We start from the raw sequence: 21138 nt of genomic DNA, 5'->3' as shown, positions 1-21138 counted from the left end.
GAAGGAATATGGACAGGTTTGTTCGCCTTGAGGGATTGCAGGCCATGGGTGACGCAGTTCTGGTGGTGCTTTGAGTGCGCGTACGGGAAAGAGGTGGAGAAATGAAGAAGCTTGGTCTGGTTGGTTGGCGCGGCATGGTGGGCTCGGTCCTGATGCAGCGGATGCTGGAAGAGGGGGATTTCGAGCATGTCGAGCCGCTCTATTTCTCGACTTCCGCGGTCGGTGAAAGGGCGCCGGTCCTCGCCGGCAAGGAAGCCGGGATGCTGCACGACGCGATGTCAATCGAGACCCTGGGCGGGATGGATATCATCATCACCTGCCAGGGTGGCGATTACACCAAGGCGGTTTTCGCCCGGCTGCGTGCAGCGGGCTGGAAGGGTCACTGGATCGACGCTGCGTCTACACTGCGGATGCACGATGACGCGGTGATCATTCTCGATCCGGTGAACCTCGATGTGATCAAGGGAGCGCTGGCCAGGGGCGGTCGCAACTGGATTGGCGGCAACTGCACGGTTTCTCTCATGTTGATGGGCCTTGGCGGGCTGTTCAGGCATGACCTCGTCGAGTGGATCAGCGCCATGACCTACCAGGCGGCTTCGGGCGCCGGGGCGCAGAACATGCGCGAACTGCTGCTCCAGATGGGCGCTCTGCATGAAGCGGTGAAGGGGCAGCTCGCGAACCCGGCTTCGGCAATTCTCGATGTTGATCGCCAGGTTGCCGCAACCATGCGCTCGCCAGACTTTCCAACCGCTCATTTTCGTCAGACGGCGCTGGCCGGAAGCGTGATCCCGTGGATCGACGTACCGGTTGAGGGCGGTCAGTCTAAGGAAGAGTGGAAGGGCGGAGCGGAGTGCAACAAGATCCTCGGTCGCCCGGCGTTCCGCACGCCGGGCAGCATTCCGGTGGATGGCCTGTGCGTGCGCGTTGGTGCCATGCGCTGCCATTCGCAGGCACTGACCATCAAGCTCAAGCGCAACGCGCCTCTGGATGAACTGGCGGACATCATCGGGCAGGCCAACCCCTGGGTACAGGTGGTTGCCAATGAACGCGAGCTGACCGAGCGGGATCTGACGCCGGCGGCCGTTACTGGTACCCTGGCTATCCCAGTCGGCCGTCTGCACAAACTGGCGATGGGGCCCGAGTATCTCGCTGCCTTCACGGTGGGTGATCAGTTGCTGTGGGGGGCGGCTGAGCCACTCCGCCGGATGCTCCGCATTCTGCTCGAAGATTGATGGCAGGATCATCAGGAAACCGGGTCCGAGGCCCGGGCTCCGGGTGCTGGCGCGAGCCTCGGAGTCAGAAGAATGTTTAGCTTGCATGGCTAACTTCATGATGTTATTTTAATAATTCCGATTTCGACGCTCAGGGTCGCGACGTGGCCAAAAAAACACATCACACATCAATGAACCTTAGACTGCGGAGCTCGGTTTGGGCCGTCGCATCCTCTTTGGCGCTTGCAGCCTGGCCTTTGACGACTGAAGCTGCCGGGCTAGGCAAGGTCAATGTCTTTTCGGCTCTCGGGCAACCTCTGCGGGCTGAACTGGAAATCTTTGCGACTCGCGAAGAGCTGTCAGGAATGAAGGCGCAGCTCGCTTCTCCGGAGGCCTTCAGGCAGGCTGGCGTGGACTACACTGCGACGCTGTCGGGCATCACGCTGAGTATCGACAAGCGACCGAATGGTCAACCGATCATCAGGTTGAGTTCAGCCAAGCCAATCAACGATCCGTTTGTGGATCTGCTGCTTGAACTCAACTGGCCAACAGGTCGCTTGCTTCGCGAGTACACTTTCCTGCTTGATCCGCCGGAGTTTTCGGCGAAAGCCGCAGCTGGCGCGGGACCGGCCATCGTCAGGCCCGTCACGGCCGCCAGGCAGCCTGCCGAAGCGCGACCGCTCACGGACAGGCCGATACGGGCGCCCAAGCCGCGGGCGAGCGAGCCGCAGCCGATGCCGTCAGGCGGTGGTGGCACCCATGAGGTCAAGCGCGGTGAAACGCTGAGCAGTATCGCAACGGATCTCCGGCCTGAGGGCGTGTCACTTGACCAGATGCTGCTGGCGCTTTTTCGAGCCAATCCGGATGCCTTCGACCGAGGCAACATCAACCGGCTGAAGGCCGGCAAGATTCTTTCGGTGCCGGACAAGGCCGCCCTCGAGGCGATCCCGAAGGGTGAGGCGCGGACTGTCATCGTCGCGCAGTCTTCGGACTGGGGCAATTACCGTCGAAAACTCGCTGCCGTTGCAGGCGATGCCCCCAGTAAGGACGAGGGGGCAAAGCAGCAGGCGGTCGGCAAGATCACGACCAAGGTGGAAGACAAGGCAGGAACTGCTGCCGAGCCCAAGGATCAATTGAAGGTCTCGAAGACCGAGCTTCCCGGCGCCAAGCAAGTGCCAGCGACTGGTCGCTCCGATGAGGAACTGATTGCCAAGGAGAAGGCGCTCAAGGATGCCAACGAGCGCCTAGCGACTCTTGAGCGGAGTGTGGCCGAACTGCAGAGGCTGGTTGAACTCAAGAGCCAGAGTCTGGCCGATCTGGAAAGACAGTCTGCCGGCAAGTCAGCATCCGCTCTCGACGCGAAGAAGCCCCAGGACGAAGCCAGAACGACGGCGGCTGTGTCAGCAGGGGCGCAGCCCGCATCCGGGCCCGCTACCGCCCCTCCTCCCACCGGAGTGGCGCCCGTTGCTCCGATCCCAGGGGTGTCTTCGGCGCCTTCCGAGGCCGCCCCTGGTCAGCCAGCAGAGGGCAGACCGGCGGAACCGGCTGGCCAGGTCGTTGCCGCACCGGCGGAAGCAAAGACAGAGATCAAGGCGGAGGCGCCAAAGCCGGTCGAAGCGCCAAAACCCGCAGCTGTTGCACCACCACCTCCACCAGAAGAGCCCGGCTTTTTCGAAGAGCTGCTCGGTAGCCCGGCTGCCTTGGCCGGTGGCGGTGCAATTGCAGCCCTTCTCGCTGCTTACTGGGTCGTTAAACGTCGTCGCGAGAGTACCGGCGAGACGCCGCTTGCTGAGAGTAGTACGCTGGCACCCGCAATTGACAGCGTGGCAGCCAAGTCCGTATTCCGCAGCACGGGGGGACAGAGTGTCGATACCTCGAACTCGCTCGGGCAAACCGATTTCAGCCAGGCGGGCCCCGGCAGCATCGATACTGATGAGGTGGATCCGGTTGCTGAAGCAGACGTCTACATGGCCTATGGCCGTGACGCACAGGCTGAAGAGATTCTCCTCGAGGCCAAGCAGAAGGACCCCAGGCGTTTTGCCATTCATCTCAAGCTGCTTGAGATTTACCTGAGCCGCAAGGACGTCAAACCGTTTGATCTGCTGGCAACGGAACTCTTCAAGGGTACCGGGGGATTCGGTCCCGAGTGGGAAAAAGCGGTGGCTATGGGCCTGCAGCTTGATCCCAGGAATCCGCTCTTTGCTTCTGGCCAGCAAGCTGCGCCGGAGTCTCGCGGTCCTCAAGAGACGATCATCGAGACATCGGCTGCACCAAGTGACGCCTTTGCCAGGCCCGGTCAACCGTCTCAGATGACGGTGGCCGCGCGTGCAGAGCCGGTGCGGCCGGGCCTTGCCAGCGAGACGCTGGCCGAGGCGAAGCCCGAGCCGGTTGATCTTGCCGATCTTGATTTCGATCTCGGCAGCAGGGACGCTCAGCCCAGCGAAGCTGGCGACGGTTACCTTGAAACCACACTGGCTTTCCCGAATACTGCGCAAGGGGATGCGCTGGATTTCGATCTGGCGACTTCCTTGCCGGAGGCCGTGGCACCGACTCCAGATTCGGCCACGGATGGTGTGCGACTGGTGGAGGACGCCAGTTCTCTTGAGGAAACGATGCTGGTGGCGCCGGAGACGCAGAGCAGTTCCTCGCGGGCTGATGCCGGTCTCGACTTTGAGTTTGACCTCGGACCGGAGCCCCCTACTGATTCGACCTGGGAGGCGGAGACGCTGACGCGGGGCGAAGCCACCGAGGTGCTTGACGTGGGATCGGCGGCGGCTGAGGCGCTGGAGTTCGACGTCAGTCTGACCGAGTCGACCGTCCTTGGTGATGCAATGCAGCATCCAGCGTTTGACATGTCGTCGATCAGCCTAGACTTGGCCGAGGCCGATAGGGAGAGTGTTGCCCCGCTGCCAACGGCCGGCGCTTCACTGGACTTCACTTTCGAGGCTGAGCAGGAGGATACGCTGGTCAACCCGAATTTTTCGATCGAGCAGACGGATACCGAACTCAATACACAGTTCGGTGCTGCCACTGAGTTGGCTACGCAGACCGAAATCAGTTCCAGCGAAGAGGTGGCCACCAAGCTCGACCTGGCCAAGGCCTATCAGGAAATGGGTGACCTGGAGGGGGCCCGGGAGCTTCTGCAGGAGGTCGTCAATGAAGGTGACGCCGCCCAGCGGGAGGCCGCGCTCAACCTCCTTTCTGGACTACGCGAGTAGTCGCACGGTTGAACACACGGCCGTAGCGCCTTCGGGCCTACGGCCTTTTTGTTATCGCCTTCTGGACTCGAGAAGCTGCCGTGCATCCAAGTGCCCGACTTGTCGTATGGCTCCTGATGTTGCTGCTTAGCCAAGGCATGGATGATAGACTGCTGATGGCTGCCATTCTGCTTCTGCCGCTGTTCGGCAGGTCGGTCCTGAGTCGCTTTTGGCAACTCGCCTGGGGTGCGCGCTGGCTCTTCCTGTCGCTGTTTGTCATCCTCGCGTGGGGGGGAATCGGTGAGGCTGCCTGGAATGGACCCATGGCGCCGAGTCGGGAAGGGTTACTTGACGCATCGGCGCATGTGGGACGTCTGCTGATGGCCTTGCTGGCGGTGGCGGTATTACGTGAGTGGATGTCTACAACGGACCTGCTGACCGGCATTCACCGGCTGCTGGAGCCGATGCGGCGCTGCGGCCTGGATTCCGATCGAGGCCTTGTGCGGCTGTTATTGGTCTTGAACTACATCGAGACCATGCCGAAGCCGCGCGACTGGCGCATGCTGCTCGATGTCCCTGCAAGCAGCAATTCTGAGGTGTTCCAACTAGTTGATCAGCCACTTGCCGTTCGGGACTACCTGATCATCGCTTTGGCGCTGGTCGGTGCCGTGCCGCTCCTCTATCTTGTCCAGGGGTGAGGGATGAGGATCGCTCTGGCTGTCGAGTACGACGGCAGTGGCTTTCGTGGCTGGCAGAAGCAGCCGGGTGGCGGGACCGTGCAGGATGCTCTGCAGGACGCGTTGCAGCAGTTTGCCGGGGTCCCGGTGCATGTCATCTGCGCCGGTCGGACCGATGCCGGCGTCCATGCCATCGGGCAGGTGGTGCATTTTGACACCACCATCGAGCGCTCAATGTTCGCCTGGGTGCGTGGTCTCAATACCTTCCTGCCGCCCGCCGTCGCGGTCCGTTGGGCGCAGGTGGTCGCGGACAACTTCCATGCCAGGTCTTCGGCCTATTCTCGGCGCTATCGCTATCTCCTGCTCAACCGGCCACACCGACCGGGTGCATGGCAGGGACGGGTGGGTTGGCATCATCATCCACTCGATCTGCCGAGGATGCAGTCGGCCGCGGGATACCTGCTTGGCGAGCGCGATTTTTCCGCCTTTCGGGCGGCCGAGTGTCAGGCCAGTTCGCCTGTGAAAATCATGCGCCGGGCCGACATCGGGTGTTCTGGCGATCTCGTGATCTTCGATTTCGAGGCCTCCGCTTTCCTTCACCACATGGTGCGCAACCTGGTTGGCAGTCTGGTTGCTGTCGGTCAGGGCAAGCATCCACCGGAATGGATTGCCGAGTTGCTGGCCAAGGGCGACCGCCGCCTGGCGGCGCCGACATTTGCTGCCGCTGGTCTGTATCTGCTGGTTGTCAGATACCCTCCGCAGTGGGGTTTGCCGGTTGCCGACGAGACGGTATATCTGCCTTTTGCTGCCGACCTCTGCAGCGCAGTCCAGGCTGGCCGATGAAGCCGCGCATCAAGATTTGTGGGTTGACGCGCATCGAGGACCTGCAGCAGGCCGTGCAGGCCGGAGCTGATGCGATTGGCCTAGTGTTCTACCCGCCGAGCAGGCGCTGCGTTGATCTGCTGACGGCAGCGCGGCTGGCACGCGGGGTGCCGCCCTTTGTCAGCATTGTCGGGCTTTTCGTCAACGCGGATCCGGCTACGGTACGGGCGACTCTGGCCGCAGTACCGATTCACCTGCTGCAGTTGCACGGCGACGAAGATGAGGCCTACTGTCGTCAGTTCGATCGACCTTACATCAAGGCGGCGCGCGTCAGGCCGGGCATGGATTTGGTACAATACGCGGCCGCCTTCCCGTCGGCGCAGGCGATCCTTCTCGATGCCTTCGTGGACGGATACGGCGGCGGGGGCAGGATGTTCGACTGGTCGTTGGTGCCTCCCTCGCTGGGCAAGCCCTTGGTTCTCTCGGGTGGGCTGACTGCAGATAATGTCGGCGAGGCGGTGCGTCGCTTTCGCCCCGAGGCGGTTGATGTCTCGTCGGGTGTCGAGGTCCGCAAGGGAATCAAGGATGCCGACAAGATCCGTGCCTTCGTGGCCGCAGTCCGGGCGAGCGAATTCTGAGCAACGTTTGATGCGGAATGTATTCACGGGATTGATCATGCGCAGGAACTCTGGCGGTCTGACGCGAACCTGCTGGCGACACCACTTGGCCAAGCACACCTGAGGCGGCATCTGGCGTTGTCTACCGGATGCTGTGAAAACATTTTGTCGCAACAGGTTGCAAGGAGGTTGGGCCGTGCATGATCATGATTTACCTGACGCTAGTGGCCATTTTGGCCCTTACGGTGGCGTCTTCGTCGCTGAAACCCTGATCGCTGCGCTGGATGAACTGAAAGAGGCGTATGCGGCTGCCCAGCGCGATCCGGAGTTCATCGCCGAAATCGATTATGAACTCAAGCATTATGTCGGTCGGCCAAGTCCGATCTATCACGCCAGGCACTTGTCGGACGTGCTCGGCGGAGCACAGATCTACCTGAAGCGCGAGGATCTGAACCATACGGGTGCACACAAGATCAATAATTGCATCGGTCAGGCCTTGCTTGCCCGGCGTATGCGCAAGCCGCGGGTCATCGCCGAGACCGGTGCCGGCCAGCATGGTGTGGCGACGGCGACGGTGGCCGCGCGCTACGGCATGGAATGTGTGGTTTACATGGGTTCGGAAGACATTCGGCGGCAGGCTGCCAATGTCTACCGCATGAAGCTGCTGGGAGCGAGCGTGGTGCCCGTGGAGAGTGGTTCGAGGACACTCAAGGATGCCTTGAATGAAGCCATGCGCGACTGGGTGACCAACGTCGCCGAAACTTTCTACATCATCGGGACGGTGGCCGGTCCGCATCCCTATCCGATGATGGTGCGTGATTTCCAGTCCGTCATTGGTCGTGAGTCGATCACTCAGATGCAGGAACAGTGTGGTCGTCAGCCTGATGCCGTAATTGCCTGCGTGGGCGGCGGTTCCAATGCCATGGGAATTTTCTATCCCTACATCCCGGTCGCTGGTGTGCGTCTGATTGGTGTCGAGGCGGCGGGTGAGGGGATTGAGACAGGACGTCACGCCGCCTCATTGACGGCTGGTCGGCCAGGCGTGCTGCACGGCAACCGGACCTATCTGCTTCAGGACGACAATGGGCAGATCATCGAGACGCACTCGATCTCGGCCGGCCTCGACTATCCGGGTGTTGGCCCTGAGCACGCGTGGCTGAAAGACAGCGGTCGTGCCGAGTACGTCAGCGTCAGCGATGTTGAGGCGCTTGCTGCGTTTCATGACCTGTGCCGTCTCGAAGGCATCATCCCGGCGCTCGAATCGAGCCATGCCCTGGCCTACGCAGCGAGGCTGGCGCCGACCCTGCCCAAGGACAAGCTCTTGCTGGTCAACCTCTCCGGCCGTGGTGACAAGGATATGCACACCGTAGCCGAAAAATCAGGTATCAAATTCTGACCATGGCGAGAATAAAGGCTGTATTCGAGCGCCTGCAGGCGCAGGGGCGAAAGGCGCTGATTCCGTTCATCACGGCGGGCGATCCGGATCCGAGACTGACCGTGCCTCTGCTGCATGCGCTGGTCCGTGCCGGGGCTGACATCATCGAGTTGGGTGTGCCCTTCTCTGATCCGATGGCCGACGGACCAACCATCCAGAGGGCTTCCGAGCGAGCCCTGGCGAAAGGGGTCAGCCTGCGCCAGGTGCTCATGCAGGTGACCGATTTTCGCGCCGACAACCAGCAGACGCCGATTGTCCTCATGGGCTATGCCAATCCGATTGAGGCCATGGGCGTCGAAGCCTTTGCCGCTGCTGCCTGCGCGGCCGGGGTGGACGGGGTCCTGGTGGTCGACTATCCACCCGAGGAAGGTGTCGAGTTTGCACAGACCCTACGCCGTTACGCGCTCGATCCAATTTTTCTGCTGGCCCCGACTTCGAGCGATGCCCGTATTGCCCAGGTTGGCGCTCTGGCCAGTGGCTATATTTATTACGTTTCGCTGAAGGGGGTTACCGGCTCGGCGTCTCTTGACGTCGCTGCCGTGGCCGCCCGCATTCCGGAAATCCGGGCGCGTACCGGGGTCCCGGTGGGGGTCGGTTTTGGTATCCGCGACGCGGCGACTGCCGCTGCCGTGGCTGAGATTGCCGATGCGGTTGTCGTTGGCAGCCGGATCATCGAAGAAATCGAGCGGTCCGCATCGGACAAGGCGTGTGCCAACGTGATCACCCTGGTGGCAGACATCCGTCGTGGCATGGATGGTGTAGCAGAGGCTTAGAGAGGAACAACATGGGCTGGCTGAACAAACTGCTGCCGCCAAAAATCAAGCGCAACGACAGTGGTGTGGCGCGAAAATCGTCGCTGCCGGAGGGCTTGTGGAGCAAGTGCCCGGCGTGCGAAGCGGTCCTCTATGCGACCGATTTGGCGAAAAACTGCAACGTCTGTCCCAAGTGCGGTCATCACCAGCGCCTGGAATCGCGCGCCCGCATCGATCTGCTGCTGGATGCGGAGGGACGTTGCGAGATTGCTTCGGAGGTGCTGCCGGTCGATTCGCTCTCGTTCAAGGACAGCCGCCGCTATCCGGAGCGCTTGCGGGACGCCACCAAGGCGACCGGCGAAACCGACGCGCTGGTGGTGGTGCGGGGCTCGATCAGGACCTTGCCGGTGGTCATCGCTGTTTTCGAGTTCGACTTCATGGGCGGCTCAATGGGGTCCGTGCTTGGCGAGCGCTTCGTGCGCGGGGTGCAGGCCGCGGTCGCGCACGGCCTGCCGTTTATCTGTGTCACCGCGTCGGGCGGTGCGCGCATGCAGGAGGGTCTGTTCTCACTGATGCAGATGGCCAAGACGACGGCGATATTGACCCGTCTTTCGCAAGCGAAGCTCCCGTTCATCTCGATTCTTACTGACCCAACGATGGGTGGCGTGTCGGCGTCCTTTGCTTTCATCGGCGATGTGGTGATTGCCGAACCGGGTGCCTTGATCGGCTTTGCTGGCCCGCGGGTCATCGAACAGACCGTTCGCGAGACCCTGCCGGAGGGTTTCCAGCGTTCCGAATTCCTGCTCGACAAAGGAGCAATCGACATGATCGTGGATCGTCGAGAAATGAGGGACCGGGTTGCTCGGTTGCTCACTTTGCTTCAGAAGCGGCCCGTAACGCAGTGATGAGCAGCGCGTGAGTGATGACCAGGGCCGAGCGCAGCCTCCAGCAGATCCGCTAGCGCTCTCCGACGCCAGCCTGACGTCCTGGCTGGCACATCTGGAGAGCCTCCACCCGAGCGGGCAGTGTGGCATCGAACTGGGTCTGGAGCGAGTCCTTCGCGTCAAGGATGTGTTGTCTCAGGATCTGCAATGTCCGGTGATCACGGTTGGTGGTACCAACGGCAAGGGTTCGACCTGCGCTTACCTGGAAGCCATGTACAGCTTTGCCGGTTACCGAGTAGGCTGCTACACCTCGCCGCATCTGCTCGAATACAACGAGCGGGTGCGGATTGGCCGGCTGCCGGTAGACGACAGTGGTCTGTGCGAGGCCTTTGCCCGGGTTGAGGCGGCGAGGCAGGCTGCCGGTGGCATAGCCCTGACCTACTTCGAGTTCGGTACACTTGCTGCCATCGAGGTCTTTTCCAGTCGTCAGGTCGAAGTCCTCATCCTCGAAGTCGGGCTGGGTGGGCGCCTGGACGCGGTCAATGCCTACGACGCCGATTGCGCGGTGATAACCGGTATTGCGCTGGATCATACCAACTGGCTGGGGCCGACACGCGAATCGATTGCTTTCGAGAAGGCAGGCATCTTTCGTGCTGGTAGGCCGGCAATCTGTGCCGATCCCGATCCGCCACAGTCGCTCCTCGACCAGGCGCGGGCAATCGGCGCCGATGTCCACTTGCTCGGCCGCGATTTCGGCTATTTTGGCGACCAGTTACAGTGGACCTTCTGGGCCCGCAGGGGTCTGCGGCGCAGTGGCCTGGCAAATCCAGCCTTGCGGGGGGCGGGCCAGTTGCGTAATGCCTCTGCTGCGCTCGACGCCATCGAGTTGCTCAGGGAGCCGCTGCCAGTCCCGATGCAGGCGATAAGGCGGGGGCTGATCGAGCTGGATTTGCCGGGGCGCTTTCAGGTTATCCCTGGGCGTCCGGTCGTTGTCCTCGATGTGGCGCACAATCCGCAGGCTTTAGCAGGTCTCGCCGCCAGGCTCGGCGAAATGCCTTTTTGCGCGAGGACGATGGCCGTCGTCGGCATGCTCGGTGACAAGGACATAGCGGGCTCGTTGGCGCCACTGGCGGGCAAGGTTGACCTGTGGCTGCTGGCTGACCTCAAGGTGCCACGGGGTACGTCGTCGGAAGTTCTCGAGGCGGTGGTGAAAGGGACTGGCCTGGGTGGCTGCGTCGAGCGCTTCGCTTCGCCAGACGAAGCCTTCGCGCGTTCTGCCGAGCTGGCCGGTGAAAATGATAGAATTGTCGTCTTTGGATCGTTCTACACGGTCGCGGCCGTCATGCGCAGCATGCAGAATGGTCGCTGATTGAAGCGATGCGAGTGGATCCCCGATACCGATGAGTGAATCACCTGACCCGCAGCTGCAGTTGAAGAAACGGGCGCGTCGCCGCCTCGTCGGGGCGGTGGCGTTTGCCGCACTGGCGGCCGTGGTCCTGCCCATGGTTATGGACGAGGAACCAAAGCGACCGATCCAGGACGTCCAGATACGAATTCCCGGCCAGGACCAAGTGCCGTTCCGGCCGAAGGAACTGGCCGAAAGAGCGACACCTTCCCTGCCCGCTGCAGCGAGTGAGGCGGGAGGCGAGAAACACAGCGCACTGGCCTCCTCATCCGGCGAAGCCCCAGCGGCGCTGGCGGAAAAGGCTGCGGTCATTGCGGCGGTCCGGTCAGGCGAGAAGACAGACGAGAAGGCGAGCGAAAAGAAATCTGCCAAGTCGGCTGATAAGCCCCCAGAAAAGGCGGACAAGAAAGGCATCAAGTCGGCTGAGAAGATGCAGGAAAAGCCGGCTGAAAAGAAAGTCAGCAAGCCCGCCGAGAAGGCGCCTGAAAAGGCGGTGGAGAAGCCTGTCGCGAAAGTCACGGACAAGGTGCCGGAAAAGCCACCCGTAAAGAAGGCCGACAAGCCGGCTGAGAAGCCACCCGAGACGGGTGCAGACGAGGTGGGCAAACCACCTGCTGACGACCTCCAACGTTCCGCTACGGTCCCCGCCGGCAAGCCGTCCGAAGCCGCGCCGGCAAGATCGGGCGCTGGTGGGCCGGCGGTGATTCTCATCGGAGCCTTTGCCAATCCCGAGAACGCCAAACAGTTACAGGGAAAAATCAACGGCGCCGGTGTCAGTACCTATACAGAAATTCTCGATACGCCGGACGGCAAGAAAACACGCGTGCGCGCCGGACCCTTCCCCAATCGAGAGACTGCCGAGAAGGCGCTCGAGAAGTTGAAAAAGATTGGCGTCAGCGGGGTCGTCGCCGGTAGGCAATGACTGTCTTTGATTACCTTGTGCTGTGTATCGTCGTCGTCTCGCTCCTGCTGGGGATGTGGCGGGGTGTGGTGGGTGAGATCATCGCTCTGGCGGCCTGGGTGCTCGCTTTCTTCGCAGCCAAGTGGTGGGGCGAACAGTTTGCTCAATGGTTCGTAGGCATTGCCGACCCGGCCCTCCGCCTCGTCGCCGCCTGGGTGACGGTGTTCGTGGCCGTGCTGTTTGCCATGGCGCTGCTTCGCCTGGCAGTGCGCGGCTTGCTCAAGGCATTGGGCATGACCTTGAGCGATCGCCTGTTGGGGATCATCTTCGGGGTCGCCAGGGGCTTGTTGATCGTTATGGTCCTCGTTGCTGTTGGTGGGATGACGGCGCTGCCGAAGGAAAAGTGGTGGAGTGAGGCGTATTTTTCCGCTCCCCTTGAAACAGCCGTTCTGGCAAGCAAGCCTTGGCTGCCAACCGACGTGGCTAGACGAATCAGGTTTGGGTAGGTAAAGATTATGTGCGGAATTCTTGGGGTTGTCGCAACCACGCCGGTCAATCAGCTGCTCTATGATGGCTTGATGGTCTTGCAGCATCGAGGGCAGGACGCGGCCGGCATCGTGACAGTCGAGGACGATGCCTTTCACATGCACAAGGGGTCGGGACTGGTGCGCGACGTGTTTCGGACGCGCAACATGCGGGCTTTGCCGGGTAACATGGGGATCGCCCATTGCCGTTACCCGACTGCCGGTTCGGCGTTCGACGCGGCCCTCTCGCAGCCCTTCTATGTCAACTCCCCGTTCGGCATCGTTCTCGGACACAACGGCAACCTGACCAATGCCGAGCAACTCAAGCAGGAGATGTTCCTTCAGGATCTGCGACACATCAACACCGGATCTGATTCCGAGGTTCTGCTCAACACGCTGGCACATGAACTGCAGACCACAGCCAGCGGGTGTCGGCTGGATCTCGATACGATTTTTGCCGCAGTTTCTGCAGTGCATCGACGCTGTCGGGGGGCTTACGCAGTGGTGGCGATGATCGCTGGTCACGGCATGCTTGCCTTCCGTGATCCCTTCGGGATTCGACCCCTGATCTTCGGTATCAACGAGACGTCCGCAGGTCCCGAGTACCTGTTTGCTTCCGAGTCGGTGGCGCTGGATACCCTGGGTTTTCAGGTGCTGCGCGATGTCGCACCGGGTGAGGCGGTCTTCATCGATCTCGAGCACCGTCTGCACCAACGTCAATGTGCGACGAATGCGGCCCTGTCTCCCTGTATTTTTGAGTTTGTCTATCTCGCCCGGCCGGACTCGGTGATCGACGGCGTATCGGTCTACGAAGCACGTTTGCGTATGGGTGAGCATCTGGCCGACAAACTCGTGAAGCACATTCCTGTTGAGCAGATTGATGTCGTCATCCCGATCCCCGATTCGAGTCGTCCGTCGGCGATGCAGCTGGCGCAGCGCATCGGCGTCCCGTATCGTGAAGGCTTTGTCAAGAACCGCTACATCGGTCGCACCTTCATAATGCCCGGTCAGGCGACGCGCGCGCGGTCGGTTCGCCAGAAGCTCAACACCGTGGCACAGGAGTTCAGGGGCAAGCGTGTCCTGCTCGTCGACGATTCGATCGTGCGCGGCACGACCAGCCGCGAGATTGTCGAGATGGCCCGTGCTGCCGGTGCACTAATGGTTTACTTTGCTTCTGCTTCGCCGCCCGTGCGCTACCCCAATGTCTATGGCATCGACATGCCGACGCGTGCGGAACTGATTGCCACCGGTCGTACTGGCGAGGAGATAGGCGTCGAAATTGGTGCCGACGCTCTGGTCTATCAGGACCTGGAAGCGTTGAAGGCTTCGGTTCGTGACCTCAAACCCTCGCTGTGTCACTTCGATACCTCGTGCTTTGATGGCTCTTACGTAACCGGCGATGTCAGCCCGGAGTACCTGATGGCCATCGAGATGGCCAGAGAAGGTCACCGTACAACGACCAAGGAAGAGCGCCGGGCGTCGCGGCAGTTGCAGTTGAACCTGATGTCTGCAGGCTGAAGGAGATGGACACCAGCCCAAAATACGCCCTGGAGACGCTGGCAGTGCGTGCCGGGCAGGAACGGAGCCAGTTCAACGAGCACAGTGAAGCGTTGTATCTGACGTCGAGTTTTGTCTTTACCACTGCGGCGCAGGCCGCCGCTCGTTTCTCGGGCGAGGAAGAAGGCAATGTGTACTCGCGTTTCACCAATCCGACGGTCTCCGCCTTCCAGCATCGTCTGGCCGCCCTGGAAGGTGCGGAGGCTTGCGTTGCCACCGCTTCCGGAATGTCGGCCATTCTCTCGCTGGTGATGGCGCTATGCAGCAGCGGCGATCACATCGTCGCCTCGACAGGTTTGTTCGGCGCAACCCAGCAGTTGCTCGGCACCATCCTGCCGCGTTTCGGAATCGGGACCAGCTTCGTCGCCCAAACCGACGTCGCTGCGTGGCAAGCCGCGATGCGGCCGGAAACCAAGCTCTTCTTTCTTGAAACGCCGTCGAATCCTCTGACCGAAATCGCCGACATCGGCGCTCTGGTGACAGTTGCACACGCGCAGGGGGTGTTGCTGGCGGTTGACAACTGCTTCTGCACGCCGATCTTGCAGCGACCACTTGATCTTGGTGCTGATCTGGTTGTCCATTCGGCGACCAAGTTCCTCGATGGGCAGGGGCGCGTCCTCGGCGGCGCCGTCGCCGGGCCAAAAAGGTTGACCGACGAGGTCTTCAAGTTCTTGCGCACCGCCGGGCCGACGCTCTCCGCTTTCAACGCCTGGGTCTTGCTGAAAGGGCTGGAGACACTTCAGATTCGCCTCGAAGCGCAGTCGTCAAGAGCACTGCAGCTTGCGCTGTGGCTGGAGAAACATCCCCGGGTCAGGCGGGTCTACTACCCTGGCTTGCCGTCTCACCCGCAGTTCGACCTTGCGCGTCGCCAGCAGAAAAGCGGCGGCGCGATTGTCTCCTTCGTCGTCGACGGCGCGCGGGCCGAAGCCTGGAAGGTGGTGGACAGCTGTCGTTTGCTGTCGATCACGGCCAATCTCGGGGACACCAAGACCACTCTGACGCATCCGGCCTCAACCACGCATGCTCGCATCACCCCGGAGCAGCGCGCGGCGGCCGGCATCGGCGAGGACTTGCTGCGGATCGCGGTTGGACTCGAAGCCGTGGTGGATCTGCAGAACGACCTCGACTCCGGCTTGTCGTCGATCTAGCTGCTGCCGGCGGGTTCCCGGCGCTTGGGTCGGGCCAAGTCTTCGCGCTCGCTGGCGGCTTTCCTGAGCGCCTCCTTGGCGACGCTCGGCATCATGAAGTAAGTCATCAGGCTCGAGCAAATGCAGACCAGCCAGAAGAGAAAGAAGCCAGTAGAGTAGGTGGCCGTCGCCGACCATTCGACACGTTCTCCGAACAGGTATAGCTGCGCCGGATCGATCATCGTGAAGAAAAGCACTTCTGCGATTCCCGCCGCGATGAACGCCGGCCACAGTACCCAGATCACGTGCTTCATGTCTTCTCCCTGTTGCTGATGTTGGAAAGGAGGCTGGTTCCGCAAAACCGCCTGCCACGGCAGGCCGGAGCCGTATGACCGATCATGGCTGGAGGTTCAACGAGGTCGAGCTGTCCTTGGTGTCCGAAATGTCGCACAGAGCGCGCCCTCTTTCAAGAAGGAAATTCGTTCTACGATGCGGGAGGCAGACGCTCGGGGCTGGATTGGCAGCCACGGGGGCGTTCGCCTGGTAACCAATACCCCGGATCAGCGTGTCTTGGCTGGCCTGGAGACAAACAGCTCCGGATCGACCATGGTGCCGTTTAGAATCACGCTCCAGTGGAGGTGTGGGCCGGTCGCGCGGCCGGTCATCCCCACCAGTCCGAGCCGCTGTCCCTTGCTGACCGCCTCCCCGGGCTGTACATCGATGCGGTCGAGATGGCAGTACATGCTGATCAGACCATTGCCGTGATCGACGAACACGGTCTTGCCGTTGAAGAAATAGTCATCGCTGGCCAGCACGATACCCGGCGCATTGGCCTTGACGGGCGACCCGCGCGCGGCAGCGATGTCGAAGCCGGCATGCGGCGAACGTGGCTCGCCGTTGAAGAACCGGCGCACGCCGAACCGCCCGGTCAGCCGTCCGTCCGCTGGCAGGACGAAACTCGTGTCAGCATCTTCTGTGCCGCGCCAATGACGCTTGAGTTTCCGGATGGCGGCGATCTCGCCCTCCACGCGCTCCAGGTCGGTGGGCGAAAGTTGCACCTTGCCGGTATCCTTGAGCGTGATCCGCTGTTCCGGATAGTTCTTCGCGGCAACACTGAAGGCGATGCTGCGCGTTTCGCGCTCTCCCGTTGCGACCCGCAGTTCGTGTTCGCCTGGCTCGGTATCGAGCGCCAGTCCGACCACGGCGAACCACTGACCGGCCTCCGCAGCAACCAGAACAGGCTGCTCGCCAAGCCAGGCGCGCGGCTGGCCCACCTCAGCGAAAACCGGGCCGAGCGAAACCAGGGCCACCCCGCCGGGGACGCTGGCCGCCCGGGGCAAGGCCGCGCGCGCGGGCGGCGGCAGGAAGAGCAACAGGCTCAAGCAAATAGCAGCGACCCCGCAGCGGGCGAGCATGGTCGGTTCGGATTCCCGCTGGCTAAAGCGACGCCGCATTGAACGTATCGCACTGCCGCACGTCACCCGACTCCATTCCTCGTTTGAACCAGCGCACGCGTTGCTCGGAAGTGCCGTGGGTGAACGACTCGGGGACGATCTGGCCCTGCGTCTGCCTTTGCAGGCGATCGTCACCGATTGCCGAGGCGGCCGTGAGCGCCTGCTCGGTTTCGCCTGGTTCAAGGATCTTCTGCATGCTGTCGGCGCGATGTCCCCAGACGCCGGCGAAGCAGTCCGCCTGCAGTTCGAGCCGCACCGACAACTCATTCGCCGCGGCCTTGTTGCCACTGCGCTGCTGTGCCGCGTGGACCTTGTCGGAAATACCGAGCAGGTTCTGCACATGGTGACCGACCTCGTGCGCGATCACGTAGGCCTGGGCAAACTCGCCAGGGGCGTGAAAGCGCTCCCTGAGGTCGCGGTAGAACGCCAGGTCGATGTAGACCTTCTGATCGGCGGGGCAGTAGAACGGGCCCATCGCCGACTTTCCCGTGCCACATGCCGTCGGCGTGGAGCCGGTAAACAGCACCAGCTTTGGTTCCCGGTAGCGACGCCCGGCCTCACTGAAAACCATCTGCCAGGTGGTCTCGGTGCTGCCGAGCACCTTGGCAACAAAGGTGGCCATCTCGTCGCTGGCCGGCGGTTTCTGTGCGGGTCGTATTGCTGGCGTGGAGGGACCAGGGCTCGATGCCAATCCGAGGATCACCGCCGGATCGATGCCAAAAAAATAGCCGGCAGCGAGCGCTATGACCAGCGTGCCGATACCGACGCTTCCCCGTCCGATACCCCCTCCGCCACCCCTTCTGTCCTCGACGTTCTGACTCGCCTGCTGGTCATCCAGACGCATGATCTTTCCCTGAGTGCGTTTCGATCGGGCTTAATTCTACTTTGTCAGATTCGTATTCGCCTTCCTGTGATCTGCGTTTGTCATGTGCTAGAATGCCATACGTCGTGATTGTTTAATCTATTCATGGAGTTGTAAATGACAATGTCAACTCCATTACGTCGATAGCATATCTTCGCTGGTCGCTTCGGCACTCGAGCACTTCGATTCGCACTTCGCGCCCTATCTCCATTGCTTTCGAAGCCGGACCCGTTCGGTAGAAGACACCGCGCGCCGGTATCTGCACGGGCTGTTCCAGAGTTCGCGCCGTAACCTGGAGTGCATGGCGGAAACCGTATCCGACAGCCGCTATCAGCCACTGCATCATATGCTTAGCGAATCCAATTGGGATCGGCGCGCGGTGCGTCGGCAACTGGTGGTCGATGCCAACGCCCACTTCGGCTATCCCAGCGCTCTACTCCTGGACGAGAGCGCGTTCGGGAAGAAGGGAAACATGTCCGCGGGCGTGGCGCGGCAGTGGAACGGTCGCTTGGGGAAGGTCGATAACTGTCAGGTGGGCGTCTTCGCGGCGGTGACGCGCGATGGCGTAGCAAGCGTGGTGGATGCCGACTTGTATCTGCCGGAGAAGTGGGCCAAAGATACGACACGTTGCGAGGCGGTGGGGGTGCCTGAGGAGGCGCAGACGTTCCGCACCAAGGGCGAGATCGCTCTGGACATGGTAATTCGCCTGAGGCGGGAAGGCTTGCACTTCTCTTTCGTCGCCTTTGATGGCGGCTACGGGCACTTGCCCTGGCTGCTCGGGGAACTGGATGTCGAGGGAGAGATCTTCTTCGCTGAGGTGCATTCGGATCAGGCGATCTATCTCCAGGATCCCGCACCCGCGGTGGCGGCTCGTCGTTCGTCGAAGGGTCGAGCGCCCCGTCGGCTGCGGACCACGGCGGTGCCCATGACGGTGGCCGCGTGGGCAGCCACGCAGTCGGCATCCGCCTGGGGGCGTCTGTCGATCCGTGACGGCGAGAAGGGCGAGGTGATGGCCGACTATCTCACCCAGCGGGTGTGGGTCTGGGACGGCGAGGCGCCGTCGGCGAGCCGTTGGCATCTCCTGGTACGACGGGAACTCGATGGGACGAAACTCAAATTCGGCCTGTCCAATGCCAAGCCCAGGGCGTCTTTGCGCCGCTTGGCGGAAATGCAGGGAGCGCGCCATTTCGTCGAGCAGTCCTTCCGAGAGGCCAAGAGCGCCTGCGGCATGGCCGAGTATCAGGTCCGCCGCTGGCAGGCGTGGCACCATCACATGGCCCTGGTCATGATCGCCACCATGTTCCTGGCCAAGGAGCGCCTGGCCCATCGCGAGACGGCTGAACTGCTCTCCTGCCGTGACTTGATAGAGATCATGCGCCATCGGCTGCCTACCAAGATCGTCACCGACGAAGACCTCGCGGCATCCATCATCGATAGGCATCGACGGCGGCACAAAGCCATGGAATCCGCCTACAGAAAGCAAGCCGCCATGCTCTCAGCATTAGATTGAAAGACAATCTGACAAAGTAGAATTAATGTTAGCAGAATGGTGGGCAAAGGACCGAGCTCCTGCCAATGCATGATTCATCCTCCGCATGTGATTCCGCCGTCGGCATCATGAACAAAATGTGGACAAAGCTCGATTTTCGTGCGTAATCCGCGCACTTTTTACAAGAAGCGGGCCGACGAGGCACGTTCACAGGAAGGGTGCGTATGGATACTCTATTTTGGCTTGCCGTAGCGACCGTTATCATCGTGTTGTTCTTCGATTACACCAACGGCTTTCACGATGCCGCGAACATCGTGGCGACCATCATCGCTTCGCGGGCAATGACGCCGGCACAGGCGGTCATGGTTGTCGGGGTTTTCGAATTCCTCGGACCACTGCTCGGGGGGACGGCGGTAGCCAACACGATTGGCAAGTTCGTCGATCTGTCGACCGTTGACGCCCACCTGGCGGTGCTGATCCTCTTCTGCGGCTTGCTCGGTGCCATTGTCTGGAATCTCGCGACCTGGTGGTTCGGCATTCCATCATCGTCATCGCATGCGTTGGTTGGTGGCCTTGCGGGTGCCGTGGTGGCGGCCGTCGGCTCCGAGTACGTGATCTGGGGCTGGTCGCCTCTGATGCAGGACGGCAAGCTTATCGGCGTGATGAAGGTGCTGGTGTCGCTGTTCCTCTCGCCGCTGCTCGGCTTCTGGGTCGGATTCCTGGTTTTCCGTATCGGGCGGAAGCTGATGGCCGGCGCCAGGCCGACCGCCAACAACACTCTGCGCAAGCTGCAGTTCCTCAGCGCGGCGACCCTGGCCTTCTCGCACGGCGCCAACGACGCGCAGAAAAGCATGGGCATGCTGACGCTGGTGCTGCTGCTCGGCGGTTTCATCCCGAAATTCGAGGTACCGTTCTGGGTGGTCCTGGCATGCGCCACAGCGATCACCCTCGGCATCCTGTCCGGCGGCTGGCGGATTGTGCGGACGCTCGGCTTTGCCATCTACCGTGTACGACCGCTGCACGCCTTGTCTTCGCAGCTCACTTCCGGGCTGCTGATTCTCTCCGCCTCGGTGGTCGGGGCACCGGTATCGACGACGCACGTGGTCGCCACCTCGATCATGGGCATCGGCTATTCCGAGCGCCCACGCGCCGTGCGCTGGAAAAAGGCGGTTGACATTGCCAAGACCTGGGTGATCACCATCCCGGCTTCAGCACTGACTGCCATTGTTTGCTACGCCCTGGCCAGAATCATACTTGGCCAACACTAACTGAGGAGATGAACCATGGACGACAATCAAACCGAAGACAACAAGCCCATTTTCCGCCGTCTCTATGAGCGCGTCTTCCCAACCGTTGCCGACTTCTTCGGCATGCTCGCCGAGCAGAGCGCGAACGCGGCGGAGACCACCCGCCTGCTGGTCGAGTTCATGGAAACCGGCGACGTTTCGGTCAGCCAGAGGGTCCGCGACGACGAGCACGAAGCCGACCGGATCAAGGCCGCGAACCTCAGTGTCCTGAGCGACGCCTTCTCGACACCGGTCGACCGTGAAGACCTCTTCCGGGCGATCACGACGCTTGACGACATCGTCAATTACTGCAAGTCGACGGTTGTCGAGATGGACATGCTGAACCTTCAACCGGACAAGCACAGCCTGCAGATGGCACTGCACATCCGCGAAGGCGCCGATGCTCTGGCCAAGGGTTTTGCCCGCTTGGCAACCGACCCGGCTGCCGCTGGCATCGACGCCAACGCCGCCAGGAAAGCCGAACGGACTTCCGAAAAAGCCTATCGGCGAGCGATTGTCGAGCTCTTCCAGGGTGACGATTACCTCAACATGTTCAAGCGTCGTGAGACCTATCGCCACATGTCGAATGCCGCTGACCGCGTCGCCGATGCCGCGCGCGCGCTGAACAACATCGTCGTCAAGTTGTGCTGATAAGGCACTGCAGCGGTTGGGGTTGTGTTTGGCAAGCGATAGGGCTAGAGTGAGGACGCCAATGTCGGCAGCAACAAGGAGAAGCGTATGGGGAAACTGACCGCCGGCGTGTTGGCCCTGGGGCTGGCGCTATCGAGTGCATATGCTGTCGCCTGCTCGTCTGAGAAAGCCAAGGACGGGCAAACCGAGATGAGCACTCCGGCAAAACCCAAGAGCTGACCTGTCGGTGTTTGCAATACGCGCGGCGCGTGCCTCTGGTATCGCGCCGCGTTTGCTTTCTTGGCTGT

The 21138-nt window shown here is 61.6% G+C and carries 20 protein-coding genes; 17 read left to right on the top strand and 3 right to left on the bottom strand.

The genetic code is table 11. The features are described 5' to 3' along the window. Positions 1–101 precede the first annotated feature (101 nt). The 13 genes from asd to V5B44_RS25000 all read left to right on the top strand — a co-directional run bounded on the left by asd (position 102) and on the right by V5B44_RS25000 (position 15130). Complete coding sequence (gene asd, locus V5B44_RS25060; RefSeq protein ID WP_332361930.1) at positions 102–1232, top strand: aspartate-semialdehyde dehydrogenase; 1131 nt, start codon at positions 102–104, stop codon at positions 1230–1232. Positions 1233–1468: 236 nt separating this feature from the next. Further along, positions 1469–4429 carry a FimV/HubP family polar landmark protein gene (locus tag V5B44_RS25055; RefSeq protein WP_332361928.1) on the top strand — a complete coding sequence of 987 codons (2961 nt, stop codon included), beginning with the start codon at positions 1469–1471 and terminating at the stop codon, positions 4427–4429. Between the two features lie 137 nt (positions 4430–4566). Then, positions 4567–5106, top strand: a complete 540-nt coding sequence (locus tag V5B44_RS25050) for a hypothetical protein (protein ID WP_332361926.1) — start codon at positions 4567–4569, stop codon at positions 5104–5106. Positions 5107–5109: 3 nt separating this feature from the next. Then, positions 5110–5928: a tRNA pseudouridine(38-40) synthase TruA gene (truA, locus tag V5B44_RS25045; protein WP_332361924.1), complete on the top strand. Its 819-nt coding sequence runs from the start codon at positions 5110–5112 to the stop codon at positions 5926–5928. After that, positions 5925–6545, top strand: a complete 621-nt coding sequence (locus tag V5B44_RS25040) for a phosphoribosylanthranilate isomerase (protein ID WP_332361922.1) — start codon at positions 5925–5927, stop codon at positions 6543–6545. The genes truA and V5B44_RS25040 overlap by 4 nt, the downstream gene beginning before the upstream one ends. Positions 6546–6720: 175 nt before the next feature. Beyond that, the gene (gene trpB, locus V5B44_RS25035) at positions 6721–7920 is read left to right on the top strand and encodes a tryptophan synthase subunit beta (RefSeq protein WP_332361920.1); all 1200 of its coding nucleotides are present in this window, start codon (positions 6721–6723) and stop codon (positions 7918–7920) included. Between the two features lie 2 nt (positions 7921–7922). Further along, complete coding sequence (gene trpA, locus V5B44_RS25030; RefSeq protein ID WP_332361918.1) at positions 7923–8732, top strand: tryptophan synthase subunit alpha; 810 nt, start codon at positions 7923–7925, stop codon at positions 8730–8732. A gap of 11 nt (positions 8733–8743) precedes the next feature. Further along, positions 8744–9616 (top strand): acetyl-CoA carboxylase, carboxyltransferase subunit beta, encoded by an 873-nt coding sequence (gene accD, locus V5B44_RS25025; RefSeq protein ID WP_332361916.1) that lies wholly within the window; start codon positions 8744–8746, stop codon positions 9614–9616. A 10-nt stretch (positions 9617–9626) separates the two neighbouring features. After that, entirely contained in the window at positions 9627–10964 is a 1338-nt protein-coding gene (folC, locus tag V5B44_RS25020; protein WP_332361914.1) for a bifunctional tetrahydrofolate synthase/dihydrofolate synthase, read from the top strand. A gap of 31 nt (positions 10965–10995) precedes the next feature. Next, a complete protein-coding gene (locus tag V5B44_RS25015) occupies positions 10996–11922 on the top strand; it encodes an SPOR domain-containing protein (protein WP_332361912.1) in 927 nt (308 codons plus the stop codon). Continuing rightward, positions 11919–12407: a CvpA family protein gene (locus V5B44_RS25010; protein ID WP_332361910.1), complete on the top strand. Its 489-nt coding sequence runs from the start codon at positions 11919–11921 to the stop codon at positions 12405–12407. The genes V5B44_RS25015 and V5B44_RS25010 overlap by 4 nt, the downstream gene beginning before the upstream one ends. Positions 12408–12416: 9 nt before the next feature. Beyond that, positions 12417–13943: an amidophosphoribosyltransferase gene (purF, locus tag V5B44_RS25005; RefSeq protein ID WP_332361909.1), complete on the top strand. Its 1527-nt coding sequence runs from the start codon at positions 12417–12419 to the stop codon at positions 13941–13943. 5 nt (positions 13944–13948) lie between these two features. Next, positions 13949–15130: an O-succinylhomoserine sulfhydrylase gene (locus V5B44_RS25000; RefSeq protein WP_332361907.1), complete on the top strand. Its 1182-nt coding sequence runs from the start codon at positions 13949–13951 to the stop codon at positions 15128–15130. Here the strand turns inward: V5B44_RS25000 and V5B44_RS24995 are convergent. From V5B44_RS24995 to ypfJ, 3 genes are all read right to left on the bottom strand, one after another. Beyond that, positions 15127–15423, bottom strand: a complete 297-nt coding sequence (locus V5B44_RS24995) for a hypothetical protein (protein ID WP_287632047.1) — start codon at positions 15421–15423, stop codon at positions 15127–15129. The genes V5B44_RS25000 and V5B44_RS24995 overlap by 4 nt on opposite strands. Before the next feature lie 246 nt (positions 15424–15669). Then, the gene (locus V5B44_RS24990; protein WP_332361903.1) at positions 15670–16563 is read right to left on the bottom strand and encodes a peptidoglycan DD-metalloendopeptidase family protein; all 894 of its coding nucleotides are present in this window, start codon (positions 16561–16563) and stop codon (positions 15670–15672) included. Continuing rightward, complete coding sequence (gene ypfJ, locus V5B44_RS24985; RefSeq protein WP_332361901.1) at positions 16547–17407, bottom strand: KPN_02809 family neutral zinc metallopeptidase; 861 nt, start codon at positions 17405–17407, stop codon at positions 16547–16549. Before ypfJ ends, V5B44_RS24990 begins: the two co-directional genes overlap by 17 nt. Positions 17408–17573: 166 nt before the next feature. Here ypfJ and V5B44_RS24980 point away from each other — a divergent pair, with 166 nt between their 5' ends. The 4 genes from V5B44_RS24980 to V5B44_RS24965 all read left to right on the top strand — a co-directional run bounded on the left by V5B44_RS24980 (position 17574) and on the right by V5B44_RS24965 (position 21070). After that, on the top strand, positions 17574–18935 hold the full coding sequence (locus V5B44_RS24980; RefSeq protein WP_332361447.1) for an IS701 family transposase: 1362 nt from the start codon (positions 17574–17576) through the stop codon (positions 18933–18935). Positions 18936–19138: 203 nt separating this feature from the next. Next, entirely contained in the window at positions 19139–20182 is a 1044-nt protein-coding gene (locus tag V5B44_RS24975) for an inorganic phosphate transporter (protein ID WP_332361899.1), read from the top strand. Between the two features lie 15 nt (positions 20183–20197). Beyond that, a complete protein-coding gene (locus V5B44_RS24970; RefSeq protein ID WP_332361897.1) occupies positions 20198–20851 on the top strand; it encodes a DUF47 domain-containing protein in 654 nt (217 codons plus the stop codon). Between the two features lie 87 nt (positions 20852–20938). Further along, positions 20939–21070 (top strand): hypothetical protein, encoded by a 132-nt coding sequence (locus V5B44_RS24965; RefSeq protein ID WP_332361895.1) that lies wholly within the window; start codon positions 20939–20941, stop codon positions 21068–21070. Positions 21071–21138 lie beyond the last annotated feature (68 nt).

This window comes from Candidatus Accumulibacter necessarius (assembly GCF_036625085.1).
This window is presented reverse-complemented; position numbering and strand designations above follow the sequence as displayed.

Excerpts from the sequence above, each read along its gene's own strand:
- asd (WP_332361930.1), top strand. The coding sequence starts at position 102 with ATGAAGAAGCTTGGTCTGGTTGGTTGGCGCGGCATGGTGGGCTCGGTC.
- V5B44_RS25050 (WP_332361926.1), top strand. The coding sequence starts at position 4,567 with ATGGATGATAGACTGCTGATGGCTGCCATTCTGCTTCTGCCGCTGTTC.
- truA (WP_332361924.1), top strand. The coding sequence starts at position 5,110 with ATGAGGATCGCTCTGGCTGTCGAGTACGACGGCAGTGGCTTTCGTGGC.
- V5B44_RS25040 (WP_332361922.1), top strand. The coding sequence starts at position 5,925 with ATGAAGCCGCGCATCAAGATTTGTGGGTTGACGCGCATCGAGGACCTG.
- trpA (WP_332361918.1), top strand. The coding sequence starts at position 7,923 with ATGGCGAGAATAAAGGCTGTATTCGAGCGCCTGCAGGCGCAGGGGCGA.
- accD (WP_332361916.1), top strand. The coding sequence starts at position 8,744 with ATGGGCTGGCTGAACAAACTGCTGCCGCCAAAAATCAAGCGCAACGAC.
- V5B44_RS25015 (WP_332361912.1), top strand. The coding sequence starts at position 10,996 with ATGAGTGAATCACCTGACCCGCAGCTGCAGTTGAAGAAACGGGCGCGT.
- V5B44_RS25010 (WP_332361910.1), top strand. The coding sequence starts at position 11,919 with ATGACTGTCTTTGATTACCTTGTGCTGTGTATCGTCGTCGTCTCGCTC.
- purF (WP_332361909.1), top strand. The coding sequence starts at position 12,417 with ATGTGCGGAATTCTTGGGGTTGTCGCAACCACGCCGGTCAATCAGCTG.
- V5B44_RS25000 (WP_332361907.1), top strand. The coding sequence starts at position 13,949 with ATGGACACCAGCCCAAAATACGCCCTGGAGACGCTGGCAGTGCGTGCC.
- V5B44_RS24995 (WP_287632047.1), bottom strand. The coding sequence starts at position 15,423 with ATGAAGCACGTGATCTGGGTACTGTGGCCGGCGTTCATCGCGGCGGGA.
- V5B44_RS24990 (WP_332361903.1), bottom strand. The coding sequence starts at position 16,563 with ATGCGGCGTCGCTTTAGCCAGCGGGAATCCGAACCGACCATGCTCGCC.
- ypfJ (WP_332361901.1), bottom strand. The coding sequence starts at position 17,407 with ATGCGTCTGGATGACCAGCAGGCGAGTCAGAACGTCGAGGACAGAAGG.
- V5B44_RS24975 (WP_332361899.1), top strand. The coding sequence starts at position 19,139 with ATGGATACTCTATTTTGGCTTGCCGTAGCGACCGTTATCATCGTGTTG.
- V5B44_RS24970 (WP_332361897.1), top strand. The coding sequence starts at position 20,198 with ATGGACGACAATCAAACCGAAGACAACAAGCCCATTTTCCGCCGTCTC.
- V5B44_RS24965 (WP_332361895.1), top strand. The coding sequence starts at position 20,939 with ATGGGGAAACTGACCGCCGGCGTGTTGGCCCTGGGGCTGGCGCTATCG.